Annotated in this window: 24 protein-coding genes; 13 read left to right on the forward strand and 11 right to left on the reverse strand. The window is 53.5% G+C overall.

Features of this window, described 5'->3' with window-relative positions:
- Positions 1 to 18: 18 nt before the first annotated feature.
- Positions 19 to 480, reverse strand: a complete 462-nt coding sequence (locus KO497_RS09315) for an Lrp/AsnC family transcriptional regulator (protein ID WP_215943696.1) — start codon at positions 478 to 480, stop codon at positions 19 to 21.
- A gap of 142 nt (positions 481 to 622) precedes the next feature.
- Between KO497_RS09315 and KO497_RS09320 the strand changes: the two genes are divergently transcribed.
- The 5 genes from KO497_RS09320 to KO497_RS09340 all read left to right on the forward strand — a co-directional run bounded on the left by KO497_RS09320 (position 623) and on the right by KO497_RS09340 (position 4,703).
- On the forward strand, positions 623 to 919 hold the full coding sequence (locus KO497_RS09320) for a DUF2849 domain-containing protein (protein WP_215943697.1): 297 nt from the start codon (positions 623 to 625) through the stop codon (positions 917 to 919).
- Position 920: 1 nt separating this feature from the next.
- Positions 921 to 2,591 carry a nitrite/sulfite reductase gene (locus KO497_RS09325; RefSeq protein ID WP_215943698.1) on the forward strand — a complete coding sequence of 557 codons (1,671 nt, stop codon included), beginning with the start codon at positions 921 to 923 and terminating at the stop codon, positions 2,589 to 2,591.
- Positions 2,581 to 3,378 carry a phosphoadenylyl-sulfate reductase gene (locus tag KO497_RS09330; protein WP_215943699.1) on the forward strand — a complete coding sequence of 266 codons (798 nt, stop codon included), beginning with the start codon at positions 2,581 to 2,583 and terminating at the stop codon, positions 3,376 to 3,378. Before KO497_RS09325 ends, KO497_RS09330 begins: the two co-directional genes overlap by 11 nt.
- Positions 3,375 to 3,758, forward strand: a complete 384-nt coding sequence (locus tag KO497_RS09335; protein ID WP_215943700.1) for a DUF934 domain-containing protein — start codon at positions 3,375 to 3,377, stop codon at positions 3,756 to 3,758. Before KO497_RS09330 ends, KO497_RS09335 begins: the two co-directional genes overlap by 4 nt.
- A gap of 111 nt (positions 3,759 to 3,869) precedes the next feature.
- Positions 3,870 to 4,703 (forward strand): ferredoxin--NADP reductase, encoded by an 834-nt coding sequence (locus KO497_RS09340; protein ID WP_252729596.1) that lies wholly within the window; start codon positions 3,870 to 3,872, stop codon positions 4,701 to 4,703.
- A 162-nt stretch (positions 4,704 to 4,865) separates the two neighbouring features.
- On the opposite strand, the gene KO497_RS09345 is transcribed toward KO497_RS09340, so the two are convergent.
- Positions 4,866 to 5,702, reverse strand: a complete 837-nt coding sequence (locus tag KO497_RS09345) for a translation initiation factor 3 (protein WP_215943701.1) — start codon at positions 5,700 to 5,702, stop codon at positions 4,866 to 4,868.
- A 202-nt stretch (positions 5,703 to 5,904) separates the two neighbouring features.
- On the opposite strand from KO497_RS09345, the gene infC reads away from it, so the two are divergent.
- On the forward strand, positions 5,905 to 6,450 hold the full coding sequence (gene infC, locus KO497_RS09350) for a translation initiation factor IF-3 (RefSeq protein WP_215943819.1): 546 nt from the start codon (positions 5,905 to 5,907) through the stop codon (positions 6,448 to 6,450).
- A 456-nt stretch (positions 6,451 to 6,906) separates the two neighbouring features.
- Here the strand turns inward: infC and KO497_RS09355 are convergent, their stop codons facing one another.
- From KO497_RS09355 to KO497_RS09390, 8 genes are all read right to left on the reverse strand, one after another.
- A complete protein-coding gene (locus tag KO497_RS09355) occupies positions 6,907 to 9,012 on the reverse strand; it encodes an enoyl-CoA hydratase-related protein (protein ID WP_215943702.1) in 2,106 nt (701 codons plus the stop codon).
- A 113-nt stretch (positions 9,013 to 9,125) separates the two neighbouring features.
- The gene (locus KO497_RS09360) at positions 9,126 to 9,353 is read right to left on the reverse strand and encodes a hypothetical protein (RefSeq protein WP_215943703.1); all 228 of its coding nucleotides are present in this window, start codon (positions 9,351 to 9,353) and stop codon (positions 9,126 to 9,128) included.
- A 36-nt stretch (positions 9,354 to 9,389) separates the two neighbouring features.
- Positions 9,390 to 9,578: a hypothetical protein gene (locus KO497_RS09365; RefSeq protein ID WP_215943704.1), complete on the reverse strand. Its 189-nt coding sequence runs from the start codon at positions 9,576 to 9,578 to the stop codon at positions 9,390 to 9,392.
- A gap of 286 nt (positions 9,579 to 9,864) precedes the next feature.
- Positions 9,865 to 11,001 carry a FliM/FliN family flagellar motor switch protein gene (locus KO497_RS09370; RefSeq protein WP_215943705.1) on the reverse strand — a complete coding sequence of 379 codons (1,137 nt, stop codon included), beginning with the start codon at positions 10,999 to 11,001 and terminating at the stop codon, positions 9,865 to 9,867.
- A gap of 164 nt (positions 11,002 to 11,165) precedes the next feature.
- The gene (locus tag KO497_RS09375; protein ID WP_215943706.1) at positions 11,166 to 13,871 is read right to left on the reverse strand and encodes an ATP-binding protein; all 2,706 of its coding nucleotides are present in this window, start codon (positions 13,869 to 13,871) and stop codon (positions 11,166 to 11,168) included.
- Positions 13,872 to 14,198 (reverse strand): hypothetical protein, encoded by a 327-nt coding sequence (locus KO497_RS09380; protein WP_215943707.1) that lies wholly within the window; start codon positions 14,196 to 14,198, stop codon positions 13,872 to 13,874.
- A complete protein-coding gene (locus tag KO497_RS09385) occupies positions 14,191 to 14,601 on the reverse strand; it encodes a response regulator transcription factor (protein ID WP_215943708.1) in 411 nt (136 codons plus the stop codon). Before KO497_RS09385 ends, KO497_RS09380 begins: the two co-directional genes overlap by 8 nt.
- Before the next feature lie 195 nt (positions 14,602 to 14,796).
- Positions 14,797 to 16,185, reverse strand: a complete 1,389-nt coding sequence (locus KO497_RS09390) for a short-chain fatty acyl-CoA regulator family protein (RefSeq protein ID WP_215943709.1) — start codon at positions 16,183 to 16,185, stop codon at positions 14,797 to 14,799.
- Positions 16,186 to 16,456: 271 nt separating this feature from the next.
- On the opposite strand from KO497_RS09390, the gene KO497_RS09395 reads away from it, so the two are divergent.
- The 7 genes from KO497_RS09395 (at position 16,457) to KO497_RS09425 (ending at position 24,847) form a co-directional block, all read left to right on the forward strand.
- A complete protein-coding gene (locus tag KO497_RS09395; protein ID WP_215943710.1) occupies positions 16,457 to 17,800 on the forward strand; it encodes a substrate-binding protein in 1,344 nt (447 codons plus the stop codon).
- A 183-nt stretch (positions 17,801 to 17,983) separates the two neighbouring features.
- The gene (locus KO497_RS09400) at positions 17,984 to 19,015 is read left to right on the forward strand and encodes a branched-chain amino acid ABC transporter permease (protein ID WP_215943711.1); all 1,032 of its coding nucleotides are present in this window, start codon (positions 17,984 to 17,986) and stop codon (positions 19,013 to 19,015) included.
- Between the two features lie 3 nt (positions 19,016 to 19,018).
- Complete coding sequence (locus KO497_RS09405; protein WP_215943712.1) at positions 19,019 to 20,242, forward strand: branched-chain amino acid ABC transporter permease; 1,224 nt, start codon at positions 19,019 to 19,021, stop codon at positions 20,240 to 20,242.
- A 13-nt stretch (positions 20,243 to 20,255) separates the two neighbouring features.
- The gene (locus tag KO497_RS09410) at positions 20,256 to 21,017 is read left to right on the forward strand and encodes an ABC transporter ATP-binding protein (protein ID WP_215943713.1); all 762 of its coding nucleotides are present in this window, start codon (positions 20,256 to 20,258) and stop codon (positions 21,015 to 21,017) included.
- A 9-nt stretch (positions 21,018 to 21,026) separates the two neighbouring features.
- Positions 21,027 to 21,791 (forward strand): ABC transporter ATP-binding protein, encoded by a 765-nt coding sequence (locus tag KO497_RS09415; protein ID WP_215943714.1) that lies wholly within the window; start codon positions 21,027 to 21,029, stop codon positions 21,789 to 21,791.
- A gap of 85 nt (positions 21,792 to 21,876) precedes the next feature.
- Positions 21,877 to 23,826, forward strand: a complete 1,950-nt coding sequence (gene acs / locus KO497_RS09420; RefSeq protein ID WP_215943715.1) for an acetate--CoA ligase — start codon at positions 21,877 to 21,879, stop codon at positions 23,824 to 23,826.
- A 214-nt stretch (positions 23,827 to 24,040) separates the two neighbouring features.
- Entirely contained in the window at positions 24,041 to 24,847 is an 807-nt protein-coding gene (locus KO497_RS09425) for a GNAT family N-acetyltransferase (protein ID WP_215943716.1), read from the forward strand.
- A 63-nt stretch (positions 24,848 to 24,910) separates the two neighbouring features.
- Here KO497_RS09425 and KO497_RS09430 read toward each other — a convergent pair whose 3' ends face one another.
- A complete protein-coding gene (locus KO497_RS09430; protein ID WP_215943717.1) occupies positions 24,911 to 25,897 on the reverse strand; it encodes an ABC transporter substrate-binding protein in 987 nt (328 codons plus the stop codon).
- Between the last annotated feature and the right edge of the window lie 32 nt (positions 25,898 to 25,929).

Raw genomic sequence — 25,929 nt, forward strand, 5'->3', positions numbered from 1 at the left:
GGACAGGTGCCCCCGCAGCTAAAGTGGCAATTCGGTGGTTGATTTAATTTGTTCCATCGAAAGAAGTGCTGTGACGTTGTAGATGTTCACCTCTTTGATCAGCGCTTGATAAAACGCGTCATAGGCCTTTGCGTTTGAAACACGCACCTTGAGAATATAATCAATCTCGCCCGCCAAACGGTGCGCTTCCAACACTTCAGGACGGCGTTTGAGCACTTGCAGGAATTTTTCCTGCCAATCCGCTTCATGAGCGTTGGTTTTTACCAAAACAAAGAAACAAGCCTCAAGCCCAAGCGCATCGGGATCAAGTATCACAGTTTGCTGACCTATCACGCCGTTTTCACGCATTTTCCGGATGCGATTCCACACTGGCGTCTTGGAAGACCCCACTTTTCGAGCAATTTCGTCCAAAGATTGACTTGCATCGACCTGCAACTCGCCCAAAATTTTCCGATCCATTGCATCCAATTGGACTGCCATTTCGGTTTTCTCCTTATTTGTGGAACCAGCACCCTGTGCAGCCCGCGGAATGGAACAAACATCCTTATTCCCCAGACCCTATAGTAGTTTCATAGGACAATGTTCTAAATAAGAAGAGAAATTACACAAGTCTGGATCGCACATGGCACGCCCTTTTACGCCCAAGATTGTCACCGCAAACGCCCTGCTTGAAGGCGATGTTATCTATTTGTCAGCCTCTGACACATGGGTGCGCGCTTTGAGCGATGCTGCACTCTTTGACACGCAAGAGGTCGCAGAAGAGCGCCTCGCCTTTGCTGCCAAAGACGGTATGGTCGTTGGCGCCTATCTTGTTGATGCGGTGGCGGGCGAAAACGGTCCAGAACCAACCCATTTCCGTGAAGATTTCCGTCGCACCGGACCTTCCAACCACAATCACGGCAAACAGGCGGAGCTTTAAGATGTACTCTTACAACGATTTTGACGAAGCCTTTGTGCGCGAGCGCGTTGCACAGTTTTCCGGCCAGGTGGCGCGCCGCATTGATGGCTCTTTGACCGAAGAAGAATTCCGCCCTTTGCGGTTGATGAACGGCTTGTACCTGCAATTGCACGCCTACATGCTGCGCGTGGCGATCCCTTATGGCACGTTGAATCCTGATCAAATGGACCAGCTTGCGATGATCGCTGAAAAATTCGACAAGGGCTATGGGCACTTCACCACGCGTCAGAACATTCAGTACAACTGGCCAAAACTGCCAGATGTGCCTGCTATTCTTGAAGCATTGGCCGATGTTGAAATGCACGCCATTCAGACATCAGGCAACACCATTCGCAACGTGACAGCCGATCATTTCGCGGGGGCCGCAGCTGATGAAGCCTTTGATCCGCGCCCTGTGGCCGAGCTTATTCGCCAATGGTCTACAGATCATCCAGAATTCCAGTTCTTGCCGCGCAAATTCAAGGTTGCCGTAACAGGCGCATCACATGACCGCGCGGTTGTACGCGCCCATGACATTGGTATCGTTTTGAAAGAACAGAACGGTGTTAAAGGGGCTGAAGTCATCGTGGGTGGCGGTTTGGGCCGCACGCCGATGGTTGGCAAAACCTTATCCGACTTTGTGCCTTTCAACGATCTTCTGCCCTATATCGAGGCAACGGTTTCCGTGTGGAACCTGTTGGGCCGTCGTGACAACAAATACAAAGCGCGTATTAAGATCACGGTTCACGAGCACGGCTTGGACGATATCCGTGCCCGCGTTGAAGAGCGTTTTGCGCAGATCAAGCCGACATTCGGCGGCATCGATATGGAAATGCTTGCACAAATCGAACAATTCTTTGTCGCGCCTGTTTTCGTTGACAAGCCTGTGGATGCCTACACCCGCGCCTATGAAAACGATCCTGTGTTCCGTGCTTGGGCGGACACCAACTTGGCCGCGCATAAGAACGATAATTATGCAATTGTAACAGTGCCTTTGAAGAAACCAGGCACGACGCCGGGCGATGCTTCGGCAGATCAGATGCGGTCTTTGGCGCAGCTGGCACGCGACTATGCACATGACGAATTGCGCATCTCTCACGAGCAAAATGTGATCTTGCCACATGTGCACAAATCGAACCTTCCTGCGCTACACGCGATTTTGAAAGCCAATGATCTGGCGACAGCCAATGCCGGTTTGATCTCAGATATCATCGCCTGCCCCGGCATGGATTACTGCGCGCTGGCAACGGCCCGCTCCATTCCCGTTGCACAAGGTATCGCCACGCGGTTTGACGAGTTGAAACTTGAGCAAGACATCGGCGAGCTGAAAATCAAAATCTCAGGCTGCATCAACGCCTGTGGCCACCACCATGTCGGTCACATCGGCATTTTGGGCTTGGACCGTGCTGGCGTTGAAAACTACCAGATCACCCTTGGCGGTGATGGTACCGAAACCACGGTGATTGGCGATCGCACGGGGCCAGGTTTCGCCTATGACGAGATAATTCCCGCAATCGAGCGCTTGGTTTACGCCTATTTGGACCTGCGCGTCGATGCCGATGAAACCTTTTTGGCAACCTACCGTCGCTTGGGCATGACACCATTCAAAGAGGCACTTTATCCCGCCAAAGAGGGCAAAGCAGATGCCGCATGAGGCCACGCGCCTAAGGGAAGAATTCGGCACTGTGGATGAACGTGTGGCGCGCTTGAATGCGCGCTACAAAAACCATTCAGCAACATCCGTGTTGGAATTGGCTTTGCGCGATGCCGAGCTGGGCCGGATTGCTTTGGTGTCATCCTTTGGGGCGGAATCTGTCGTGCTTTTGCATATGATTTCGGTGATCAAACCCACCACGCCTATTGTGTTCATCGACACGCAGATGTTGTTTCAAGAGACGATTGATTATCAACTCGAGCTGATCGAAAAACTCGATTTGCGCGATGTGCGACGCATTCAACCAACCCCTGCGACTGTGGCCAAGATTGACCCTGATGGGACCCTCAATCAACGCGACACGGACGCCTGCTGTAGCTTGCGTAAAACCGTGCCCTTGCAAGAAGCGATGGACGGTTATGACGCGTGGATCACAGGGCGCAAACGGTTTCAAGCGGGCACGCGTGCCGCACTGGATTTTTTCGAGAACGAGCTTGATACACGTATTAAAATCAATCCTTTGGCCCATTGGGCACCTGAGGATGTCAAAGACTATATGATCAACAACCGCCTGCCCCGTCACCCGCTTGTGGCCAAAGGTTACCCATCGATTGGATGTGCGCCTTGCACATCACCGGTGAAAGACGGCGAAGATCCCCGTGCGGGGCGGTGGCGCGGTCAGGAAAAAATTGAATGTGGCATTCACTTCGTGGATGGCAAAATGGTGCGCGGCCCGCTGCCCGTAACGGACAGCACGGTAGGCACCGAAAAAGGAGACGCAGCATGAGCGTGATTGTACAAGACAGCGGCTTTGTGGCTGAAGATTTCACTGGTGAGTGGCTGGATTTGCCCTCTGACACCGATCCGTCAACCTTGGCGCAGTTTTCTGGTGCGACAGCCATTCGCGTTGATTTTCCTGCCTTTTCTGATGGGCGCGGCTTCACTTTGGCCAAATTGTTGCGCCTTGCTGGCTTTACGGGGCGCTTGCGTGCCAATGGCCATGTGATTGCGGATCAATACGCCATGGCGCGTCGGTCCGGGTTTGACGAGGTGTCCATATCCGATGATTTGGCAGCACGCCAACCTGTGGATCAATGGTTGGCCCGTGCTGATTGGCAGGCGCATGATTATCAAGCCCGCGTGCGCGCCGCAGCCAAGTCAGGTTAACGAGACGGTCAAAGCAGTGGCGACGTGACGCCTTTTCTCTGACCTAAATCAAAGTTATATGGGGAAAACCCATTATAGAGGGCCCGATACCCACGGGCATTGAGTGATCAAATGACAGACCAAACAGCTGTAACAGAAAAACCCAAAGCGGTTCCAACCTTGCCAAACGCGGCGAAAGTGACCGCTGTGACCCATTGGACGGACCGTTTGTTTTCGTTCAAAGTCGAGCGCCCGCAAACTTTGCGGTTCCGGTCTGGTGAATTCGTGATGATTGGCCTGATGGGCGACCCTGACCCGAACACAGGCAAGCAAAAACCGCTTTTGCGTGCTTATTCCATTGCCTCCCCGTCTTGGGACGAAGAGCTTGAGTTCTATTCAATCAAGGTGCCCGATGGCCCGCTGACCTCGCGTTTGCAGCATATCAAAGTGGGCGATGAGATCATTTTGCGTCCAAAACCTGTTGGTACGCTGGTGACCGATGCGATCTTGCCAGGCAAACGCTTGTGGATGTTTGCCACAGGTACGGGTGTCGCGCCATTTGCGTCTTTGATGCGCGAACCCGAAGTGTATGAGAAATACGAAGAAGTCATTTTGATGCACACCTGTCGCGAAGTTGGTGAGCTGGAATATGGGCGCAAGCTGGTCGAGCACATCAAATCTGATGAAATTCTGTCAGAAATCGAAGCTGGCAAGCTGCGCTATTACCCGACCACCACCCGCGAAGAGTTTCATCACATGGGCCGCGTCACCGATAATCTGACTTCGGGCAAAGTGTTCGAAGACTTGGGTGTGGCACCGCTGAACCCAGAAACAGATCGCGGCATGGTCTGTGGTAACTTGGCGTTCAACAAAGACATCATGGCGATTTTGGATGGTTTTGGTCTGCGCGAAGGGGCCAATTCTGAGCCGAAAGAATATGTGGTCGAAAAGGCCTTTGTCGACTAAAGGGGCCGACCCTCTTCCCCTCGATCAACCCCCTGCCCTAACCGGTGGGGGTTTTTCGTTGTGGCGATGCGCAGACTTGTGGTTGACCCGATATAATCTTGCGCCATAAAAAAAGCCGCGCAGGCTGAGACCGCGCGGCTTAAAGAGTGTCTATAGAAAAGGCTAAAGGCCAAGAAGCGTACGCGCTTTTTCCAACACAGCGTTCAACAAGACAGGATTGTTTTGCGCTTGCTCAAGAGCAGTGGTTACTGTTGCTTTTGCTTCGTCACCGATTGGTGCCAAGGCGATGTAACCTTTGGCTGTTTCAAGATCAAAGCCTTCAACTTGCAAGGCGTCACTTGCAGCTGTCGCGTCAAACTCGGTCACAGCCTCAGCAGCTTCTGTTGCTTCCGTGGCCATTTCAGTTGTCGCATCAGCAGCCTCTGTCGCGGCTTCCGTTGAATCGGTTGCCATGTCTGTCGCACTGTCAACAACGTCTGTCGCCACATCTGCTGCGTCAGTGGCCATGTCTGTCGCACCATCAACAACGTCAGTCGCAGCCTCTGTTGCCGCATCAGCAGCGTCGCTTGCCATGTCTGCCGCATCGGAGGCCATGTCTGTCGCGCCTTCAACAACGCCAGTCGCAGCATCTGTTGCCGCGTCAGCAGCGTCGCTTGCCATTTCAGTGGCTGCATCCGTCGCGTCAGTGGCCATATCTGTCGCGCCTTCAACAACGCCAGTCGCAGCATCTGTTGCCGCGTCAGCAGCTTCGCTTGCCATCGCAGCAGCGTCTGCCGCAGCATCAGCGGCATCTTCTACAGCACCTTCAACGGCGTCTTTTGCAGCATCGATCATTGAGCCTGCAGAGTCAGCTACAGCATCGGCAGCCGATTCAGTTGTTTCCGTTACAGATTCGACAACAGCAGATGTTGCCTCAGCCGCCTTTTCTTCTTCTTTACAAGCAGCCAAGCTGAACGCGAGGCCAGTTGCTACAGCAGCAGTAACAAAACGATTGGTCATTTTTTAGTCCTTACCAAAACAGGTTAATTCTTTCATACCAAGCTCATATGACATGCTGTATCTGCAAAGAAAAGGGTGTCAAAAGACACAAAAGTCCCCATAAAGAGAAACAAGCGCATCATTGCCTAAATTGAGGTTGTAAGCGCCGCTCAAAAGACTTACTTTTCGCATGGATAACATCAACAGCTTATAGGAGCTTATCATAGCCCGCAGACCTCACAATGCCCCGCCCCAACGCGATACCGGACCTCGGACGAACGAAGCCATTCGTTGCCCAGAGGTTCGCCTGATCGGTGCAGAGGGTGAAAATGTCGGAGTCGTCACGCCTGCGCGTGCGATGGATCTCGCAGCCCAAGCAGGGCTCGACCTCGTGGAAATTTCTCCGAACGCGGCGCCGCCCGTGTGTAAGATCATGGATTTTGGCAAGTTCAAATACGAACAGCAAAAACGTGAATCTGAAGCACGCAAAAACCAAAAGATCATCGAAATCAAGGAAGTCAAATTCCGCCCTGGTACAGATGTGCATGACTACCAAGTCAAAATGCGCAATGTTTTGAAATTCTTGGGCACTGGCGACAAAGTTAAAGTCACTTTGCGTTTTCGGGGTCGTGAAATGGCGCACCAAGATTTGGGACGCCAACTTTTGGAACGCGTCGCTGCTGACGTGAAAGAAATTGGTCGCGTTGAAAGCATGCCAAAAATGGAAGGCCGTCAGATGATTATGATGGTCGGTCCGCTGCCAAAATAACGCAGCACAAGACATACAAAAACGGTCGCACGCCTGAAGCAATCGGGCGGCACCATCAGACGCCCTCTTCATGAGGACCAAGTCTGACAGGGTTACCCTCGAAGCGTCAGGCTTCGAGGGTATTATTTTGACTCAAGCCTGATGAAAGCCCCCTAAAGCCTCCAATTTCCCTAAAAAAAAGGCGTCGCAGGTGAAAACGCACACCCTGCGACGCCGAGGTCATTGCCAGCCCACGCACAACAGGCGGACAACGTTGCAAATGCGCATTGCATTCACAGGAGGGAAGCAAAGCATCATCTGATGAAGGGTCATCGTCGTTGCTTTGCGCTCATAAGATTGAATACGATGCCACGTCAGCAACAGCTTTGATCTGCATCAAGTTGTGTTTGAAAAACCGCGTGGCCCCAATGGCTAACGCCGAGGTTACAGATGCAAACTGCCTTTAAAGCCAAAGCCTTAGCTCAAATTGAGGCTCTCAAGATTATCGCCGTTTTTGATAAGATCTGCCCAAATTTGAGCAGGTTCCCAAATGTCGGGCGCTTCTGCTGCAAACTCACGTAATTTCTTTTGCACCACCAAAGGACGCATGACATCCGCAGTCAACATCGGCCCCCCTTGCCAACGCGGAAACCCTTTTGCCAACAGCATAACGGCATCAATATCACCGGGCCGTGCGACGACGCCCTCTTGCAACAGACGCGCGCCGGCATTGGCCTGCGCCAAAATAATGCGATCGCATATTTGAGCTTCACTCAAGGTCACACGACCGATCCCCGCCCCCTCACGCAGCACATCAATAATGGCCAGCGCCGCGTGATCGTCTGTGCGTTGCGGGGTTTGGTCGGTTAAAACATAATCGTAAAACCCGCCATCCCCACCGCGCCCTGTTCGACCAGCCTCTCTAAGCACACTGGCAGCCACACCGGTAAAATATTCCAAACCGAGCGCATCCATATTGGCGCAAGGCCCCGTTGGCATCCCGAAATGTTCCATCGCTTGATCGATACGCGACGGCGCAACGCCCATCAGCAATAGTACATCCACGGCATCCCAAGCGGCCTTTTCCAGCGTATTGGCGATCAAACCGTCATGTGCGGACAGACAAACAGGCACCTTGCCCATTTTGCGTACAACCGCGTGTGCCGTGGCCAAAGCAACCTCAGAAAGCGCTTCAGTACGCACCACCTCGACCACGCGGATCGCTTGGGCAGGGGCAAAGAAATGCAACCCCAGAAACCGCTCAGGATGAGACAGATCTTGCGCCATTCGGGCAAACCCACGATCGCTTATGGTCGCCAAAACGGCGTCTTGTGAAATAAATTCTTCGATCCGCGACAATATTTGCGCGCGCCGCTCAACCGTGCCAGAGGTGGCCTCAATCACAAAATCGCAATTCGACAGGCTTTGCAGCTCAGACGCCCCTGAAAATTGCCCCAGTATCTTATCGCGGATTTCTGGCGTGATATGCCCCTGTTGCGCTGCTTGCTCATATGAGCGGGTGATTTTACGTTGAGCCAAAGCCACCTGATTGGCGTCTGAGCCAAACACCACAACCTCAAACCCATGATCAAGGGCTGCCATTGCAATGGCCAGCGCCATATTGGACACCCCCGCGATGCCTATGGTGGACGCGGCACGGGATTTGCTAAGGTTCAGGCCTGCGGGACGTGCTGCGCGACGCTCGGCCAAATAGGCATGACGCATCGCACGCACCTGCTTTGACCCCAAAGCATCCAAACGTGCAGCATTTTCACGAAACACGCCAGCCTCAAAGGGCAGCAAAAGAGCCGCCTCAACACAGTCAACAATGAACCCAAAGGCTTTGATATGTGACTGGCCCGCACGCGCGCGGTGCTTGGTAACGGCATCCATATAGGCCGCCCCATCAGACAGTCCCGTCATGACATCACAGGTGCGGCGCACCACAAGACCATCATTGATCAGGCTTTGGCAAAACGCATTCACCCCACGCATGTCGCGCATATCGACCACGTCATCGCAAATACCAAGTAACTGCGCATGTTGCCCCGCCACGGATTTTCCAGACAGCATCATTTCAAGAGCCGCAGCAGCACCAATCAAACGCGGCAAGCGTTGGGTCACGCCGCCCCCCGGCACCATGCCAAAGGTGATTTCAGGGGCGCCAAGTCGCGCTTTTGGGCCACATACACGGTAATGCGCGGCCAATGCCAAAGCCAGCCCTCCCTCGAACACCGACCCACGTAAGGCCGCAACAACGGGTTTGTGACTGTTTTCGATGGTGCGGCACAGATCATCAAGTGATGGCGTGGCCTCCAATGATCCAGCCTCAAGGTCGGCCAATTCTGCGGCCCCCAATCCTGTTGAAAACCCTGCTCCCTGCCCGTGCAGACAAATGACTTTAACGTTTGGATCATCTTGCGCGATCTGCAAGCTGCTCAACAAAGACCGCCGCACATCAAGTGTCAGCGCGTTCACAGGTGGATTGCAAAGTACGATATAGGCAACGCCGCCATCGTGGCGCGTATCAACTAAGGGGGGCTGTACCTGCTCTGCGGCAGACTTGGCATCGGATGTGGTCATATCCTCTCCGCGGGTCCGTTTTTTACATCTTTGCGGAGAGTGACATCAAAAAGCAAGACCCCTTTGACTTCGGTTAAAAGTCGAACGGCTCTGTGCCAAATTTACCATTTGGATCAATCGCTTGTGCCATCATTAGAGCCTATTGGATACACGGCGTCTGCGCCATTTTGCTCCAATGCACGCTCCAGATCGACAAGATCTTGCGGCAAGGGCAAGCCCATAGCGCGCAATTCAGACAGTTTTTCGCGCAAACTCTCTTGTAAGATATGTCGATCTGCAGGACGCGCTGCAATTTCATCAAGGATCATATAAGCTTGGATTTTAAGCGCTTCGAATGCCATGTCGGCCTCCCTTTTATATTATAAATATGCGGTCGTCTAAACTGGGATATTGTCCCAAAAATCGTCTCCGGCGTCGTCATCATCTTGAGCTTGCGCTTGCGTGATCTCGTCAGGCTTGGGCTCGATCTGCTCGTGCAATTTGGATTTTAACTGCGTGGCAATGACATCATCGACCACAAATTCATCGACGATTTGATCAATCTTGGTATCGGTTTTAGTGTACATAGGATCCTCCTGATGTGTGCAGGTTAAAGCGAAGGGTTCATGCGGCTTCATGTTGGCGTTTTAGGTGCTGCCCTAATGCGCATAAGACAGAACATCTTGGCGCGTCTCGTCCGTATCATCGCCATAAGGGATGCAATCGGACGCTCAGCTCAGCTGGCCCTTCCACTTGCCCTGACAACGAAACACAGCGTCTCGACGGCGTGGACGCATGTTGTCGTCATCCATCATAAACGGCCCCCTTCGTCAAAAGCATCGCGCAAACTGACGTGGACTGCCTTGATGCAGGTCAATCAATCGAGGGTAAATCGCCCATGGCGGGAAAATCAGACAGATCGCCAATATCGCCAAGCGGCGGCAGATCGCCCCCCATGTTGCCAAGCGATGGAAAATCATCAGGCATATTTTCTGTGGCGGAAAAATCGCCCATACTCGGTATGTCAGCCCCAAGATCATCGGGCATGCCATCCGCCGCGAGTGCAGGGAAATCTGTGCCCCCCATGCCAGCCACTCCAATGTCACTCAAGCCATCACGCGCGCCATGATCGCCATCCAGACTGGCTGGCCCATCCATATCCACACGAATGGCGCGGTGACCGTTCATTTGTCCCAACCGACCAAATGAAACGCGCCGCCCGTCGGCCACCAGCTCGACACGCATTAACGCCTCATGCGGAATTGGGATGGTCATGCCAACGCCCAAGCTTGCCGCATCCGACAAAGGCAATGAAATGCGGTGCAACACGGTATCAAGATTGGCTTCTGTTTTCATCACCGAGGTTTTGAAATCTCTTTGCCAATCCGATTGTGTCCCAGGTTCCGGTTTTGGTTTGGGGCGATACGCAGGATAAATGAACATGATTTCGCCGCTGCGTAGCCCCAGCCCCATATCAACGGAAATACGAAACATGCGGTAACGAATATCATCAAAGGCAATGGGAATGGACCGCGTTTCAGACAATTGCGCGGCAGTACGATAGCCGTCAATTTGCGGTGGGTCGGCAGCCTCTTGTACGATATGTTCGAAATGCGCGAGCATTTGATCAATAAGATCAAAACACATCACGGAATCTGTTGAAGTGGGTTTGCGGTCTTCAGGCGCGTGTTTTTGCACGTTGCCTGTGGTCATCTGTTCCACAACAGAGGTCGTGACAGCGAGGCTAAACACAGCCAAACCGTAAGCGTTCTCAGGCCCTTCCAATAGAGCCAATAGTGAATTGTCTGGAATTTGGTCCGGCAAACGGCTTGTCGATGTCAGTTCTTCGACCACATCAGTCACCTGCATCACCATGCCCGTGCTGTCCTCAGCCGCTTTGGCAACAGCCAAGCGCAGGGCTTTTGCAGCAGACATAGATGTGACTTCAGGCGGAGGACGCCCGACGCCCGCCTTACGGCGCATTGCGGAAATGAGGTCATCGTCAGACATTGCGCTGCATCTTTAGGGTATTTAAGTGGTCTTGGCTCAATTTAAGATCCCCAAATGGGTTTCTTTAACTTTTGACCAGACGAGATAAACAAATCATTGATTGCAGAGCATTATATTCACTTCTCGTCATTTTTCACTTGAAACGACACCAACTTTGCCCAAGGTCAACGCCCTTTGTGATGCACCCGTGGCACATCAATGCGAAAGGCCGCCCCGCCTTGCCCCGGCAAATAAGAAATACTGCCGCCCAAGTTGACCACGATTTCGCGACAAATCGCCAGTCCCAAGCCCGCGCCGCCTGCTTTGGCCTGATCCGTCAACCTGGAAAATTTCTCAAAAATCATGTTTTGCTTGTGTTTGGGAATGCCAGAACCGTTATCTATAAAATCGATTTGAATATGATCATTCGCCAAACGTTGCGCCGAGATACGCAAAACGGGCACATCGGCGTCACAGTATTTGCGGGCATTGGCGATGAGATTGATAAAGACCTGCGCCAGACGATCAGTATCTGTTTCAATCGCAATATGTTCGCTTATGGCATTGCGTTCGATCCCCAAATCCTGCCCCTCAAGCCCCTGCGCCGTGGTGTCCAAAGCGCGTTCGATCACATCATGCAAATTGGTGCGCGACCAGTTGAGCGAAACCTGACCATTTTCCAAAACAGACAGGTCCAACAGGTCATCCAACAACCGCGTCAGCCGTCGCGCCTCATCGTGGATGATGCCTGAAAACCGCGTCAGACTTGCAGGGTCCATTGGCTCACTAGACTGCCCGCCATCGCGCAGGATTTCCGAAAAGGCGCGAATAGAGGTCATCGGCGTGCGCAACTCATGGGAAATTTGGCTTAAGAATGCGTCTTTTTGAATCGATAACTCAGTAAGTTTTTCATTGGCTTCACGCAATTTACGCGCCGTGCGCGCCAGTTCTTCGGATTGCAGTTCAAGCTGGCTGGAATGTTCCAACATCTGCGCCGTTTCATCCGCAACGGCCATCAAATCTTCAACGGACACAACAATGCCGCCCGCGATTTGCCCCAACATTGCATGGGCTGTGGCCGCCCCGACCGACCCCGCAAGCTCGCGTTCCAAACGTTCCAAAAACTGCGGCGTGGCGTCGGGCAAATAGCCTTGTTTTCCTTGTGCTTCTGCCTCGACATGAAACAAGGTCTGCGCCTCAGACGCGCCGATAATGCGCTGCGCCATCACCAATAAATCTTCGGCCTCAGCTGTGCCTTGTGCCCAGCTGCGCGTGGAGCCCGTGTGCTCGAACACATTGACGAATTGCGCCCCTTGCAAACGTTCAACAGGCCGCGGAAATGACACAAGTGAGCCTAATAGAAATGCGCCAGTGTTCAAGGCCAAGGACCAGACAACGGCGTGAACAACGGGATCAACGCCCATCACGCCAAACAAGGCCTGCGGGCGCAATAGACTTACCCCCCAAGGCCCATTGGCCAAAAGATCTGCGCTATACCCTGCGGCCTCGCCGAATGACGGCAAAAACATCGTATAGGCCCAAACAGCAAAGCCAACCAAAAGCCCTGCGATAGCGCCTGTGCGCGTGGCACCGCGCCAGAAAATCCCCCCAAGCATGGCTGGCAACACCTGCGCGATCCCCGTGAACGAAATCATTCCAATCGCGGCCAAGGCTTCGGACCCGCCTGAGAGGCGAAAATAGAAGTACCCAAGCGCCAAAACGCCTGCGATGGACAGACGCCGTGACAGCAACACGACAGACCGCACATCGCCCGATACGGTGGCACCGTCTTTGCGAAACGATAGCCAAATGGGCATTACGATGTGGTTTGACACCATAGTCGACAGCGCAATTGCAGCGACGATAACCATGGATGTGGCTGATGAAAACCCACCCAAAAAGCTAATTGTTGCAAGACCTTGCTGGTCATACTTCAACGGCAAAGTCAGAACGAACATATCAGGGTTGGATGTCGCAGGCAGCACGTCCAGCCCCACCACTGCGATGGGGATTACAAACAAAGACATGCCAAAAAGATACAGCGGAAAGGCCCAGCCTGCCGTGAACAAATGCCGCTCTTCGGCGTTCTCAACCACCAAGACTTGGAACATGCGTGGCAAGGTCAAAAACGCGGCACCAGATAGGATCGTCAACGTGATAAACCGAGTACCATCGATGTCGACTTTAGACACAGACGAGGCATCAATCCGCGCCAACATATCACCCACCCCGTCGCCAATGCCCCAGACAACGAAAATGCCAACCCCGACAAGACCCAAAAACTTGACCACAGCTTCCAGCGCGATGGCAGTCACAACGCCGTGGTGGCGCTCGTTGGCATCCAGATTCCGTGTCCCAAATAATATGGTGAACAAGACCAGACCTGCGGCCACCCATAAGGCTGTGTGGTTCAGATCTGGCTCCACTAGCCCCCCCGGATTGGCCACACCAAACACAGCAAAAGATAAGGCAACGGATTGAAGTTGCAGCGCAATATAGGGCGTCGTTCCGACCACAGCCAGAACGGTCACCAATACCCCCAAAGTGGTTGATTTGCCGTAACGCGATGAGATCAAATCCGCCACCGAGGTGATCCGCTGTGTGCGCCCGATGCGCACAAGTTTGCGCAGAATCCACCACCAGCCGATCATCACCATGGTCGGCCCCATGTAAATGGTCGCGAACTCAATACCCGAGCGCGCCGCATAGCCAACAGCGCCGTAAAACGTCCAAGCAGTGCAGTAAATCGACAAAGACAGCGTATAGATGACAGGGGAGCGCAACCATCCAAGCTGCCCCCGCTCGGCGCGTTTTTCTGCCCAAAACGCGACAGCAAATAAAAACAACGCGTAGCTCAGGCAAGCCAAGACAAGAAGGTTAAACGATAACATCTAAGACGACCCGTCGCCAAAAGGGCTTTTGCCTGCAGGCTCAGTGGGATTTTCCTGCGCCGTGTCACTGTCATGTGCGTCATCACGCATCAAAGCCCGTGCAATCAATCCAGCAACCGCAATGGCCCCAATCCAAACGGTGAAAATATGCACATAACCACGCACGCCGCCGCCAACAGGCTCGTCGCTGCCAGCACCGCCCCAAAGCAATGGTACTAAATACAGTAAAAACAAAAAGATCGGTAAAAGTCTTTGCGCATCAATCAAACGTCGCCTGCGATAAGACGCGCGCGCCAAATACAGCGGAGAACGCCGCGGCTCACTCATCGCTTGGCGCATCCGCAACTGTTGGAGTCGTCTGCTGCTCGGACACCAAAGCATTCACGGCGTCCAGCATATCAGAGTTGGAAAACGGCTTTGTCATAAAGGCCGATACACCTGCCGCTTGCGCCATATCGCGGTCTTTTTTCTGCCCCCGTGCTGTGAGCATCAAAATGGGCAAATTTGCATGATCGGCATCACAGCGCAGCTCGCGCAAAATATCAAAACCTGATTTTCCGGGCAACATCACATCTAAGATGACGATGTCAGGGCGCTTTTTGCCCACCGCCGCCACAGCCGTCGCCCCATCAGAGTGCGTTTCCACAATCCAACCGTCGCGCGACAAGATAAATCTTATCGCCTCAATAATGTTTGGTTCATCTTCGATCAGCAAGACGCGTTTGCTCATCTGACTTCCCCTCTCCTATACGATTGAAAGATTAGAAATCTTTTCAAATCGCCTGTCCCCACGCTAAAACCTGAGCGCTTGAACCCTTTCCTCTCCCAAAGATCGGGTCACAATACTGTGTATTTCATCCTGCTTAGGGCGCTTGTTGCATCATGTCAAAGCCTGTTGCACTTAGACTATCCCCCTTCAACCGGTTTATGACGGGGAATGCTCCATCGCCAAAAGTGACGGCTCACGGCGCGCAGGACAGCCCGCACGCGCACAAACGCGGCAATTCGTGCCGACCTCAACGACATCGCCTGACACTTGCGCTGCCGTCAGGCTTTGTCCGTTTGGCAAAGCTGCCGTAGCGGCGTCCATAGGAACAAAAAGCATCGTGGCCTCAACCACTTCAGGCGCATCAAACCCAGCTTGAGAAACAGGCTGGCAAACCGCATAGGCTAAAAATTGACGCGGAGGTTGGCCCATTTGTTCGATCACTCGCCGCACTGGCGCTAAGGGGCGCAACAATGCTTGGTACAAGGGCCAAAGCGGACAAGCCGCGCCAAACCGAGGCGGCGCGAAGCCGTCCAGAGGTTTGCGAAAGGTTAAGGTTCCAGAGCCATCACAGGTCACCAGCCCCAGATCGGCACGGCCCTCACAAGGGGGGAGTGTCGCAAGCCGGCGCATGGCTGCGGCCAAATCAGCGCCTGTCCGCTGTGCCAAGGCCGCCGGATCAGGACCGCTGGCGGTCAAGACCTCTTCGACTGTCTCAATCGGCATCATGGCAGCATCGGCACGGGCACGTGTCAACCAACGTGCGGCCATAGATCGGGCCGCAGGCGAGGTCAAAAGGTCACTTTGTGATGCGACTGCAAAGGCTTCTTCAAGGTTTGTATCGACCGCGCCATGATCATCTGTTTCCACATCGAGATCAGGCAAAGCATAGGCTGTACTGGCCAACCAACGTTCGACTTCATCCAGTGGCGCGTTTGGTGCCTCGTCCACTTTTCCGACGGTGTCCAAATAGCGCACCAAAGCTTGCGACCCCATAGCCAATCGCTGACTGTCTTCATACATATTGCGGTGGAACCGCACCTGCCATTCGGGGTCGATATCGCCGCCATTGTTCAAAATCCCAGCCGTGGACCGGATCGCTGTCACGGTTGAAATCACCTCGTGCAAAGCGTCAGACAAGAACGGATCATGCGCCAAACGGTCACTAAGCGCCTCGACGCGGCGCTCCAACGTGGTGATCTGTTCGCGTTGTTGCACCACCAGCCCAGCCCAACCGGAAAACCGCCCTGCGAATTCTTCGATACGGTCTGTTTCAATCGGGTATTGCACCGCACCGCTTTCTGCCACGGCATTTTTCAACCCATCGATCAAAGGAGCCTGCGCGCCTTCGGTCAGGGCCGACACTTCGACTTTGAGTTCACGCGCCAAATCAACAAGCAGTTTGCCACCGATTCTGCGTCGATTGTGTTCGATAAGGTTAAGATAGGCAGGTGAAATGCCAACAGTGCGCGCCAAATCAGCTTGTTTCAGGCCCTCCAACGACCTGCGTTCACGAATGCGTGTTCCTGTTAGCGCTGAGCGTGGCATAGTATTCCCGTGTTCTTTCAATGGCTTTCTGCGAGCGCAAAGCGGCTATGCTGCAATCGCGCGAAAATCATTTTACAGTTTAATCATGTATCCTGTGTATTTGTTAACAAAAAAACCTTTTAAACAAAAGCACTTGTTGAGTCATTTTCACTTCACCCGCAATACTTGGATATCCTGTTAACAGCTCAATCGTTAAGGGCGAGGCAGGAAACGCAACATCGGCGCGAGGAGGCGCAGGTCTTGCGGACTGAAACCCTAAGGGAGGATTTCCATGTCCAATTCACTTCTAACGCGGCGCGGTTTGCTGAAGACAAGTGCCGTCGCCGGCGCAGGTCTAGCCCTGCCCACGATTTTCACATCTGGCGCGCGAGCGTTTACCAATGATCCAACAGGCGGCACGGTCACGCTTGGCTTTAACGTGCCACAGTCTGGCGCCTACGCAGATGAGGGCGCAGACGAATTGCGCGCCTATGAGCTTGCGGTAGAGCACCTCAACGGTGGCGGCGACGGCGGTATGCTCAATACCTTCAGCTCAAAAGCGCTGGAAGGGAACGGCATTCTTGGCAAAAAAGTCGAATACGTCACAGGCGACACGCAAACGAAATCTGACGCGGCGCGTGCCTCTGCCAAATCCATGATCGAAAAAGACGGCGCAGTGATGATCACTGGCGGCTCGTCTTCTGGTGTGGCGATTGCTGTTCAAGGGCTGTGCCAAGAAGCTGGCGTGATCTTTATGGCGGGTCTCACCCACTCGAACGACACAACAGGCAAAGATAAAAAGGCAAATGGCTTCCGCCACTTCTTTAACGCTTACATGTCTGCGGCCGCATTGGCCCCTGTGCTTGAAAAGCTATACGGTAAAGATCGCACAGCCTACCACCTGACGGCAGATTATTCATGGGGCTGGACCCAAGAAGAATCCATCGCAGCTGCGACTGAGGCTATGGGCTGGAAAACAGCCGAGAAAGTGCGCACGCCACTTGGTGCTGGCGACTTCTCATCCTATATCGCGCCTGTGTTGAACTCTGGCGCGGATGTTTTGGTCTTGAACCACTACGGCGGAGACATGGTCAACTCACTTACAAACGCGGTACAATTTGGTCTGCGCGACAAGCAAGTGAACGGCAAAAACTTTGAAATCGTTGTGCCGCTCTACTCTCGTCTGATGGCGCGCGGTGCAGGCAAAAACGTGGCAGGCATCCATGGATCCACGAACTGGCATTGGTCTTTGCAAGATGACGCTTCCAAAGCTTTCGTGAAATCCTTTGGCACGAAATACGGTTTCCCACCCTCTCAGGCGGCCCATACCGTTTACTGTCAGACATTGCTTTACGCAGATGCTGTGGCACGTGGCGGATCGTTCAATCCATGTTCCGTTGCAGAAGCGCTCGAAGGCTTCGAATTCGACGGTTTGGGCAATGGACCAACACTTTACCGTGCAGACGATCACCAGTGCTTTAAAGACGTTCTGGTTGTGCGCGGTAAGGAAAATCCAACATCCGAGTTCGATCTTTTGGAAGTTGTTGAAGTCACTCCTGCGGCGCAAGTGACTTATGATGCAGATCACCCGATGTTTGCTGGGGGCGCTTTGGGCGCATGTAACCCAGGCGCATAAGGGGTTTTGGGTTATACCAAGCTTCGGCTGGACGCGCGCCCTGCGCGCCCAGCCAACATAATAAAAAACGATGAACTGACAGCAACTCAATCAAAATCTGGGCCTTTTCACACGCACTGCACGGGGCATGCCTCCGCGCGGATGTGACAGAATTTTGCCAGAAGAAATGAACAGGTGGGGACGATGGACGCCATCCTACTGCAGATCCTAAACGGGCTTGATAAAGGCTCGGCCTATGCGCTGATTGCGCTTGGGCTTACACTTATTTTTGGCACGCTTGGCGTGGTCAACTTTGCGCATGGCGCGATCTTTATGATCGGCGCTTTTTGTGCGGTGACACTGTCACGTCTTTTGTCGCTCTCGTTTGAAACGGTTGATCCGACAAAGACCGACTTTCTTGGCAACCCTGCCACCATCAAAACTCCCTATGTCGAGGCGTGGTTTGGGCCTGAGTTTGGCAGCGCGATGATCGACTGGGCAGTGCCGCTTGCGATCATTTTTTCAATTCCGGTTATGATTGCCGTTGGGTTCATCATGGAGCGCGGGCTGATCAAGCATTTCTACAAACGCCCCCATGCCGATCAGATCCTTGTGACCTTTGGGTTGGCCATCGTTTTACAAGAGGTGATCAAATACTTCTACGGCGCGAACCCAATTTCGACCCCTGCCCCTGAGGTCTTCAAGGGCTCATTCGATTTCGGCGTGATGTTTGGATTTGATCCCAACGCCATCATCTATCCCTACTGGCGCATGGTTTATTTCTTGTTTGCTGCGGTTGTGATCGGGGCTGTGTTTTCATTCCTGCGCTTCACCACCTTCGGGATGGTTGTGCGTGCAGGTATGGCAGACCGCGAAACCGTTGGTTTGCTTGGCATCGATATCGACCGTCGGTTTACCATCATGTTCGGCTTGGCGGCGGCTGTCGCGGGCATGGCGGGCGTTATGTACGCGCCTATTTTGTCGCCAAACTATCACATGGGCATGGACTTTTTGGTGCTGTCCTTTGTGGTTGTGGTTGTCGGCGGCATGGGGTCATTGCCCGGCGCTGTCGCGGCAGGGTTCTTGCTTGGCATCCTTGAGAGTTTTGCCTCCATGAACGAAGTGAAATCCATCTTACCCGGCATCGACCAAATCGTGATCTACGTCGTCGCCATCATCATTCTATTGACCCGCCCCCGCGGTTTGATGGGCAAACGCGGCGTGATGGAGGAGTAAACCATGCTTGGATTAAACAAAACTGACTCAAAGTTCTTGCTGATTGTCATCTTGCTGACTTTGTTTACCCCCTTCTTGATGCAACCATTTGCGGCAGATTCTGGCCTTGACCAATTCAACGGCGGCTACCCTGACTTGATGCAAAAAGTTGCGATCTTTGGCATCTTTGCCGTTGGATTCAACATCCTGTTTGGCCTCACAGGCTATCTATCTTTCGGTCACGCGGCCTTTTTGGGCATGGGATCTTACGCGGCTGTGTGGATGTTCAAACTGCTGACCATGAATGTGATCCCTGCCATTTTGTTGTCGATGATCGTCTCTGGTCTGTTGGCTGTGATCATCGGCTACATTTCCTTGCGCCGCTCCGGTATTTACTTTTCGATCCTGACGCTGGCCTTCGCGCAAATGTGCTACAAAATGGCCTATTCCGTGCTGACGCCCATCACCAATGGCGAAACAGGTTTGCAACTGTCTTTAAGTGATCCGCGTATCTTGGATGGGGCAACCGAAAGCACATCGCTGCCTGTGACCAATATCTTTGGCTTGGCGATGAACAGCTCTTATAAGCTTGAGGCCCTGAACCGTGTGTTCACCTTTAACGTCGGCTTTTACTTTTGTGCGATCATAGCGAGCATCGCGTTCTACATCGCCATTCGCCTGTTCCGTTCGCCGTTCGGGATGATGCTGCGGGCTGTGAAATCCAACCAACAGCGGATGAATTACATGGGTCTGAACACCAAGCCCTACACTTTGGCGGCCTTCGTGATTTCTGGCATGTATGCTGGCCTTGCTGGCGGTTTGCTGGCGGCGATGGACCCTTTGGCGGGCGCTGACCGTATGCTTTGGACGGCCTCTGGCGAGGTTGTCATCATGACGATCCTTGGTGGTGCGGGCACCTTGATGGGCCCTGTTTTGGGCGCAGGTGTGATCAAATACCTCGAAAACATCTTTTCCAAAATCAACGAAAGCGTTCTGCATTCTTGGTTCCATTGGTTGCCAGATGGTCTGGAAGAAGTCGTGGTTTGGGTCTTTGCCCGCTTCACAGGCGAAGGCTGGCACCTCACTTTGGGCCTGACGTTCATGTTGGTTGTGACCTTCTTGCCGGGTGGTTTGGTCGAGGGCATCAAGCGCCTGAAAAAACTAACCAAACGCGGGCAAAAACCAAAAGACAAATTGGACGCCCCCGACCCCGAGCACACCCCACCACCGTCCAAGCACGTCGTTTAAAGAGGTATCAGATATGGGAATTCTTGAAGTCAAAGGCGTTGGAAAACGGTTCGGTGGTTTGCAAGCCTTGGGAGATGTCAATCTTTCAGTGCAAGTGAACACAGTCCACGCCATCATCGGTCCAAACGGGGCTGGCAAATCGACTTTGCTCAACTGTTTGGTCGGCAAACTCATCCCTGATACAGGGTCTGTCACATTTGATGGCAAATCCGTTCTGGGACGAAAGCCGCATGAAATCAACCAGATGGGCATCAGCCGCGTCTTTCAAACCCCCGAGATCTTTGGCGATCTCACGGTGATGGAAAATGTGTTGATCCCCTGCTTTGCCAAACGCGATGGCGCTTTTCGTATGCACGCTTATGAGAGCATCGAACAAGAACCAGATATCGTGAACAAGGCCGAACAGATGCTGATCGATGTCAATATGATCGAAAAGCGTCACATGACAGGCTCGTCCCTGTCGCGCGGCGACAAACGTCGCCTTGAGATGGCCATGTGTCTGGCGCAAGACCCGCGTCTTTTGTTGCTCGATGAACCAACAGCGGGCATGGCGCGGGCTGATACAAACAACACCATCGATCTGCTCAAACAGATCAAAGAAGAACGCGATATCACCATGGCGATCATCGAACACGATATGCATGTGGTGTTTTCTCTTGCTGATCGCATCACGGTTCTGGCCCAAGGCACCCCTCTGGTCGAGGACACGCCGGACAACATCAAAGGCCACCCAAAGGTTAAAGAAGCCTATTTGGGCGAAACGCAGGAAGTTTAGGAGCGCATCATGGCTGAAAAACAATTTAACACCGCCACAAATATCGCCGCCAATCATGCCGAATCTGCCCCTGCGTATTTTTCGGTCTGGGACCTGCACGCTTACTACGGCGAAAGCTACATCGTGCAAGGCATCTCGTTCAACGTTCACGAGGGCGAAATCCTTGCCCTTTTGGGCCGCAATGGGGCTGGCAAAACCTCGACTTTGCGTGCTCTTGCCCGTCTTGATGATCCGATGGTGACCCATGGCGAAATCTGGCTCGATCATCAACATCTGCACACGATGAAAGCGCATGAGGCCGCCATTGCAGGCCTTGGTCTTGTCCCCGAAGATCGGCGCATCATTCCGGGGCTCACTGTGGAAGAAAACCTGCAATTGGCCCAAATTGTCGAACCGATTGGTTGGTCTCTTGAACGCATTTACGAGTTGTTCCCACGCCTGCGCGAACGGCGCAAACAAGAGGGCGTGACCCTGTCTGGCGGCGAACAACAGATGCTGTCCATCGCCCGTGCCTTGGCACGCGATATCAAGGTGCTTTTGCTGGATGAACCTTACGAAGGTCTTGCCCCTGTAATCGTCGATGAAATCGAAAAAACGCTTCGGATTATTAAAGCACAGGGGATCACCACAATTTTGGTCGAACAAAATGCGGTGCGCGCCTTGAACCTTGCGGATCGTGCGGTCATTCTTGACACAGGGACCGTTGTTTTTGACGGTTCAGCCAAAGAGGTGCTCGAAAACGAGGCCCTGCGCGCTGAATACCTTGCGATTTAAGTGACGCCCTGCCCACCACATTTTGGTCGGCAGGGCAATCCGCACTGCCACCGTGCGCACCAACGATGTTCTGGGGAGGACGATCATGACGACGAAGACTTATTCACCTGATGCCGCATTTACGGCGTCTGCTCATGTTGATCGCGCGGGCTATGAGGCGATGTATGCGGCCTCTGTGGCGGATCCTGAGGCGTTTTGGGGGGAGCAGGGCAAAATCCTGGATTGGATCGAGCCCTACACGACCGTCAAACAGACCGATTTCAACTTCGGCCAAGTCGATATCAAATGGTATGCCGACGGTGTTTTGAACGTCTCGGCCAATTGTATCGACCGCCATTTGCCCACCCGCGCGCTGCAAACCGCGATCATTTTTGAACCCGATGATCCCGATGCCGAGGCGCAGCACATCACCTACAAAGAGCTGTCGGATAAGGTCAATCGCTTTGCCAATGTGCTCTTGTCCCAAGGCGTGATGCGCGGAGATCGCGTGGTGATTTACCTGCCGATGATCCCAGAGGCCGCTTACGCCATGCTGGCTTGCGCGCGCATCGGCGCGATCCATTCTATTGTTTTCGCTGGTTTTTCCCCTGATGCTTTGGCCAATCGCATCAATGATTCCGGCGCAAAACTTGTGATCACAGCCGACACAGCCCCGCGCGGCGGGCGCAAAACAGCGCTTAAATCCAACGCCGATGCGGCGCTGCTGCATTGCTCTGACAAGGTGCGCTGCTTGGTGGTCAAACACACCGGCGATCAGACCACTTGGATCGATGGCCGCGATGTGGACGTCAAATACCTGATGCAGCACGCTTCGCCTGAGTGCCCGCCCCGTCCGATGAATGCCGAAGACCCGCTGTTCGTGCTCTACACATCCGGCTCGACCGGCAAACCCAAAGGCGTGGTGCACACGTCCGGCGGCTATCTGGCCTATGCGGCGATGACCCATAAATATGTGTTCGATTACCACGATGGCGATGTGTTTTGGTGCACCGCAGATGTGGGCTGGGTCACGGGCCACAGCTATATCGTCTACGGCCCGCTGGCCAATGGCGCCACAACCGTGATGTTCGAAGGCGTGCCGACATACCCCGATGCGGGGCGGTTCTGGGCCGTATGTGAAAAACACAAAGTGAACCAATTCTACACCGCGCCGACAGCCCTGCGCGCGCTGATGGGACAAGGCAATTCCTTCGTCGAAAAATACGATCTGTCTGATATCAAAGTGCTGGGCACCGTGGGCGAGCCGATCAATCCAGAAGCGTGGAATTGGTACAATGACGTCGTCGGCAAAGGCCGCGCGCCGATCGTTGACACATGGTGGCAAACGGAAACCGGCGGGCATCTTTTGGCGCCTCTGCCCGGAGCGATTGCCACCAAACCCGGATCGGCCACCCTGCCGTTCTTTGGCGTGCAACCGGTGATTTTGGATGCCACAACAGGCGAGGAAATCACCACGGTTGAGGCAGAAGGGGTGCTCTGTCTCAAGGACTCATGGCCCGGTCAAATGCGCACCGTTTGGGGCGACCACGAGCGCTTTCAAGAGACCTATTTCCAACAGTACAAAGGCTATTATTTCTCAGGCGATGGCTGTCGCAGAGATGCCGATGGATACTACTGGATCACGGGGCGCGTTGACGATGTGATCAACGTCTCAGGCCACCGCATGGGCACCGCCGAAGTGGAAAGCGCGCTGGTGGCCCACGCCGCCGTCGCCGAAGCCGCAGTTGTCGGATTCCCCCATGAAATCAAAGGCCAAGGCATCTACGCCTATGTCACTTTGATGAACGACCAAACCCCATCCGAGGCCTTGAAAAAAGAGCTAGAAACATGGGTCCGCACAGAAATCGGCCCCATCGCCAAACCGGACTTCATCCAATGGGCACCGGGCCTGCCCAAAACCAGATCCGGCAAAATCATGCGCCGAATCCTGCGCAAAATCGCTGAAAACGACACCAGCACAATGGGCGACATCTCAACCCTCGCCGAACCCGCCGTCGTCGAGGATCTTATCAACGGGTCGATTCATAACGCCTAAAACAGCCCGTCTTGACACGATGAAAGGCCGCGCACTCAAAATTATGAGCGTGCGGTCTTTTTCATAAGGTAACGGACGGTACTAAGACCAATGATCTGCATATTTGCGCAACCAAAAGGTTTTATTAACCCAAAATTTGTCTCTTTAAGCGCAATCTGGCGCCATGGAAACGCAGATCATCACCGACCCTAAGCACTGGGAAGGACTCGCAAATTTGGCGCAAGCCCCTTTCCAGCAACGCTGGCTTTACGGTGATGCGGTTCAACGCATCGGGCGCGATGTGTTGCGCTTGGCCGTCATGCATCAAGGTGAACCTGTTGCCATCGCCCAAATCATGCAACGCAAAATAATGGGGTTTGAGGTCTCTTTGACCAGCCGCGGACCTGTATTCTTGCAAAGCGGTCACTCGAATGACGTGCTGCGCGCTTTGCGATCAACGTTAAAAACCGCCTCGCTCAAATTGATGTCTCCAGACACCCGCTTACGACGCTTTTCACTCTCTTCCAAGCCACAGATTTGCGAATTGGACTTAAGTCTTGACCTGCATGACCTGCGTGCAGCCCAGCACCCCAAATGGCGCAATGCTTTGAAAAAGGCCGAAGCCTCACGATTGAAGGTTGCCCAGATCACAGCGACGCCAGTTGCGCTCGCGCCACTGCTACAAGCCGAAAAAGACCGGCAATCCCATGGCCGGTATCGTGGACTACCGCCAGAATTCACACTGGCCATTCAAGATGTTGCGCCCAAATCCTTACTGCTTTTTAACGCAAGTGACGCGCAAATGCTGTTCATCCGGCATGGTAATACCGCCAGCTATCACATGGGGCACAATGGACCTGAAGGGCGACAAGTCAATGCCCATAACTTGATCCTTTGGAATGCGATCAAACGTTTGCAAAAGCTTGGCGTGACGCGCCTAGATCTAGGCACCATAGATCCCAAACGCGCTCATAACCTTGCACGGTTCAAACAACGATGCGGCGCCCAGACGCGTCAACTTAGCCCCGCTCAATTGCTCTAGGCCAAAACGCAAAAGGCCCCAAGCAGTGCTTGAGGCCCCTCGACAATTGCACGTACCGCGTGCTTACTTCATCATCATCATGTCGGTGATGTCAGATGTGTAAGCGCCGGTTGGCTCCATAGTGATCACAGGATCAGACCCGCCAGACAGCAAAGACGCGACAGTACGATCATAGTCAGCCATTTCAAGCGCACCTGTAGAGCCCTCGATCAACTTGGCCACTTCACCCATCATACGGATTTGGTGTGCCTCAGATTGTGCGCCTGTCTCATCGTACTCAAGTACGATCTCTGCGGCCTCTTCTGGGTTCCCAGAAGCCCAAGCCCAACCCGCCATGGAGGCTTTGACAAAACGTGCCATTTTGTCTTTGAACGCCTCATCTGTCAGGCTCTCCTCCAAAACGTAAAGACCGTCTTCTAGCGTCGCAACGCCTTGATCTTCATACTTAAACGTAATCAAGTCGTCGGCTGAAATACCCGCATCCAGAACCTGCCCGTATTCGTTATAGGTCATAGTGGAAATACAGGCCGCTTGCTTTTGCAACAATGGATCAACGTTGAAGCCCTGCTTGAGAACGGTCACGCCGCCCTCAGACCCATCGGTGGCAAGACCCAATTTGCCCATCCAGCTCAGGAACGGATATTCATTGCCATAGAACCAAACGCCGAGCGTTTTGTCAGCAAAGTCTTCCGGCCCTTCAATACCGCTTTCTTTAAGGCAGGTCAGCATCATACCAGAGGATTTGAAAGGCTGCGCAATGTTCACCACAGGCGCGCCATTTTCACGCGCGGCCAAGGCAGATGGCATCCAGTCAACCATCACATCAGCGCCGCCGCCAAGCAGCACTTGCACAGGTGCCACATCAGGGCCGCCAGGCTTGATCGTGACGTTCAAATCTTCGGCTTCATACAGACCTTTTTCCAGCGCCACATAATAGCCCGCGAACTGCGCTTGGGTGACCCATTTCAATTGCAGCGTCACATCGTCAGCGGCAAACGCACCTGTTGTCATTGCAGCCAGCGCTGTCGCGCTCAAAAGTAGATTCTTCATAATACAACCTCCAAGTTGTTGAACTGCCGAGG

It is taken from the genome of Pacificibacter marinus (assembly GCF_018860665.1).
In the GTDB taxonomy this organism is placed as follows: domain Bacteria; phylum Pseudomonadota; class Alphaproteobacteria; order Rhodobacterales; family Rhodobacteraceae; genus Celeribacter; species Celeribacter marinus_A.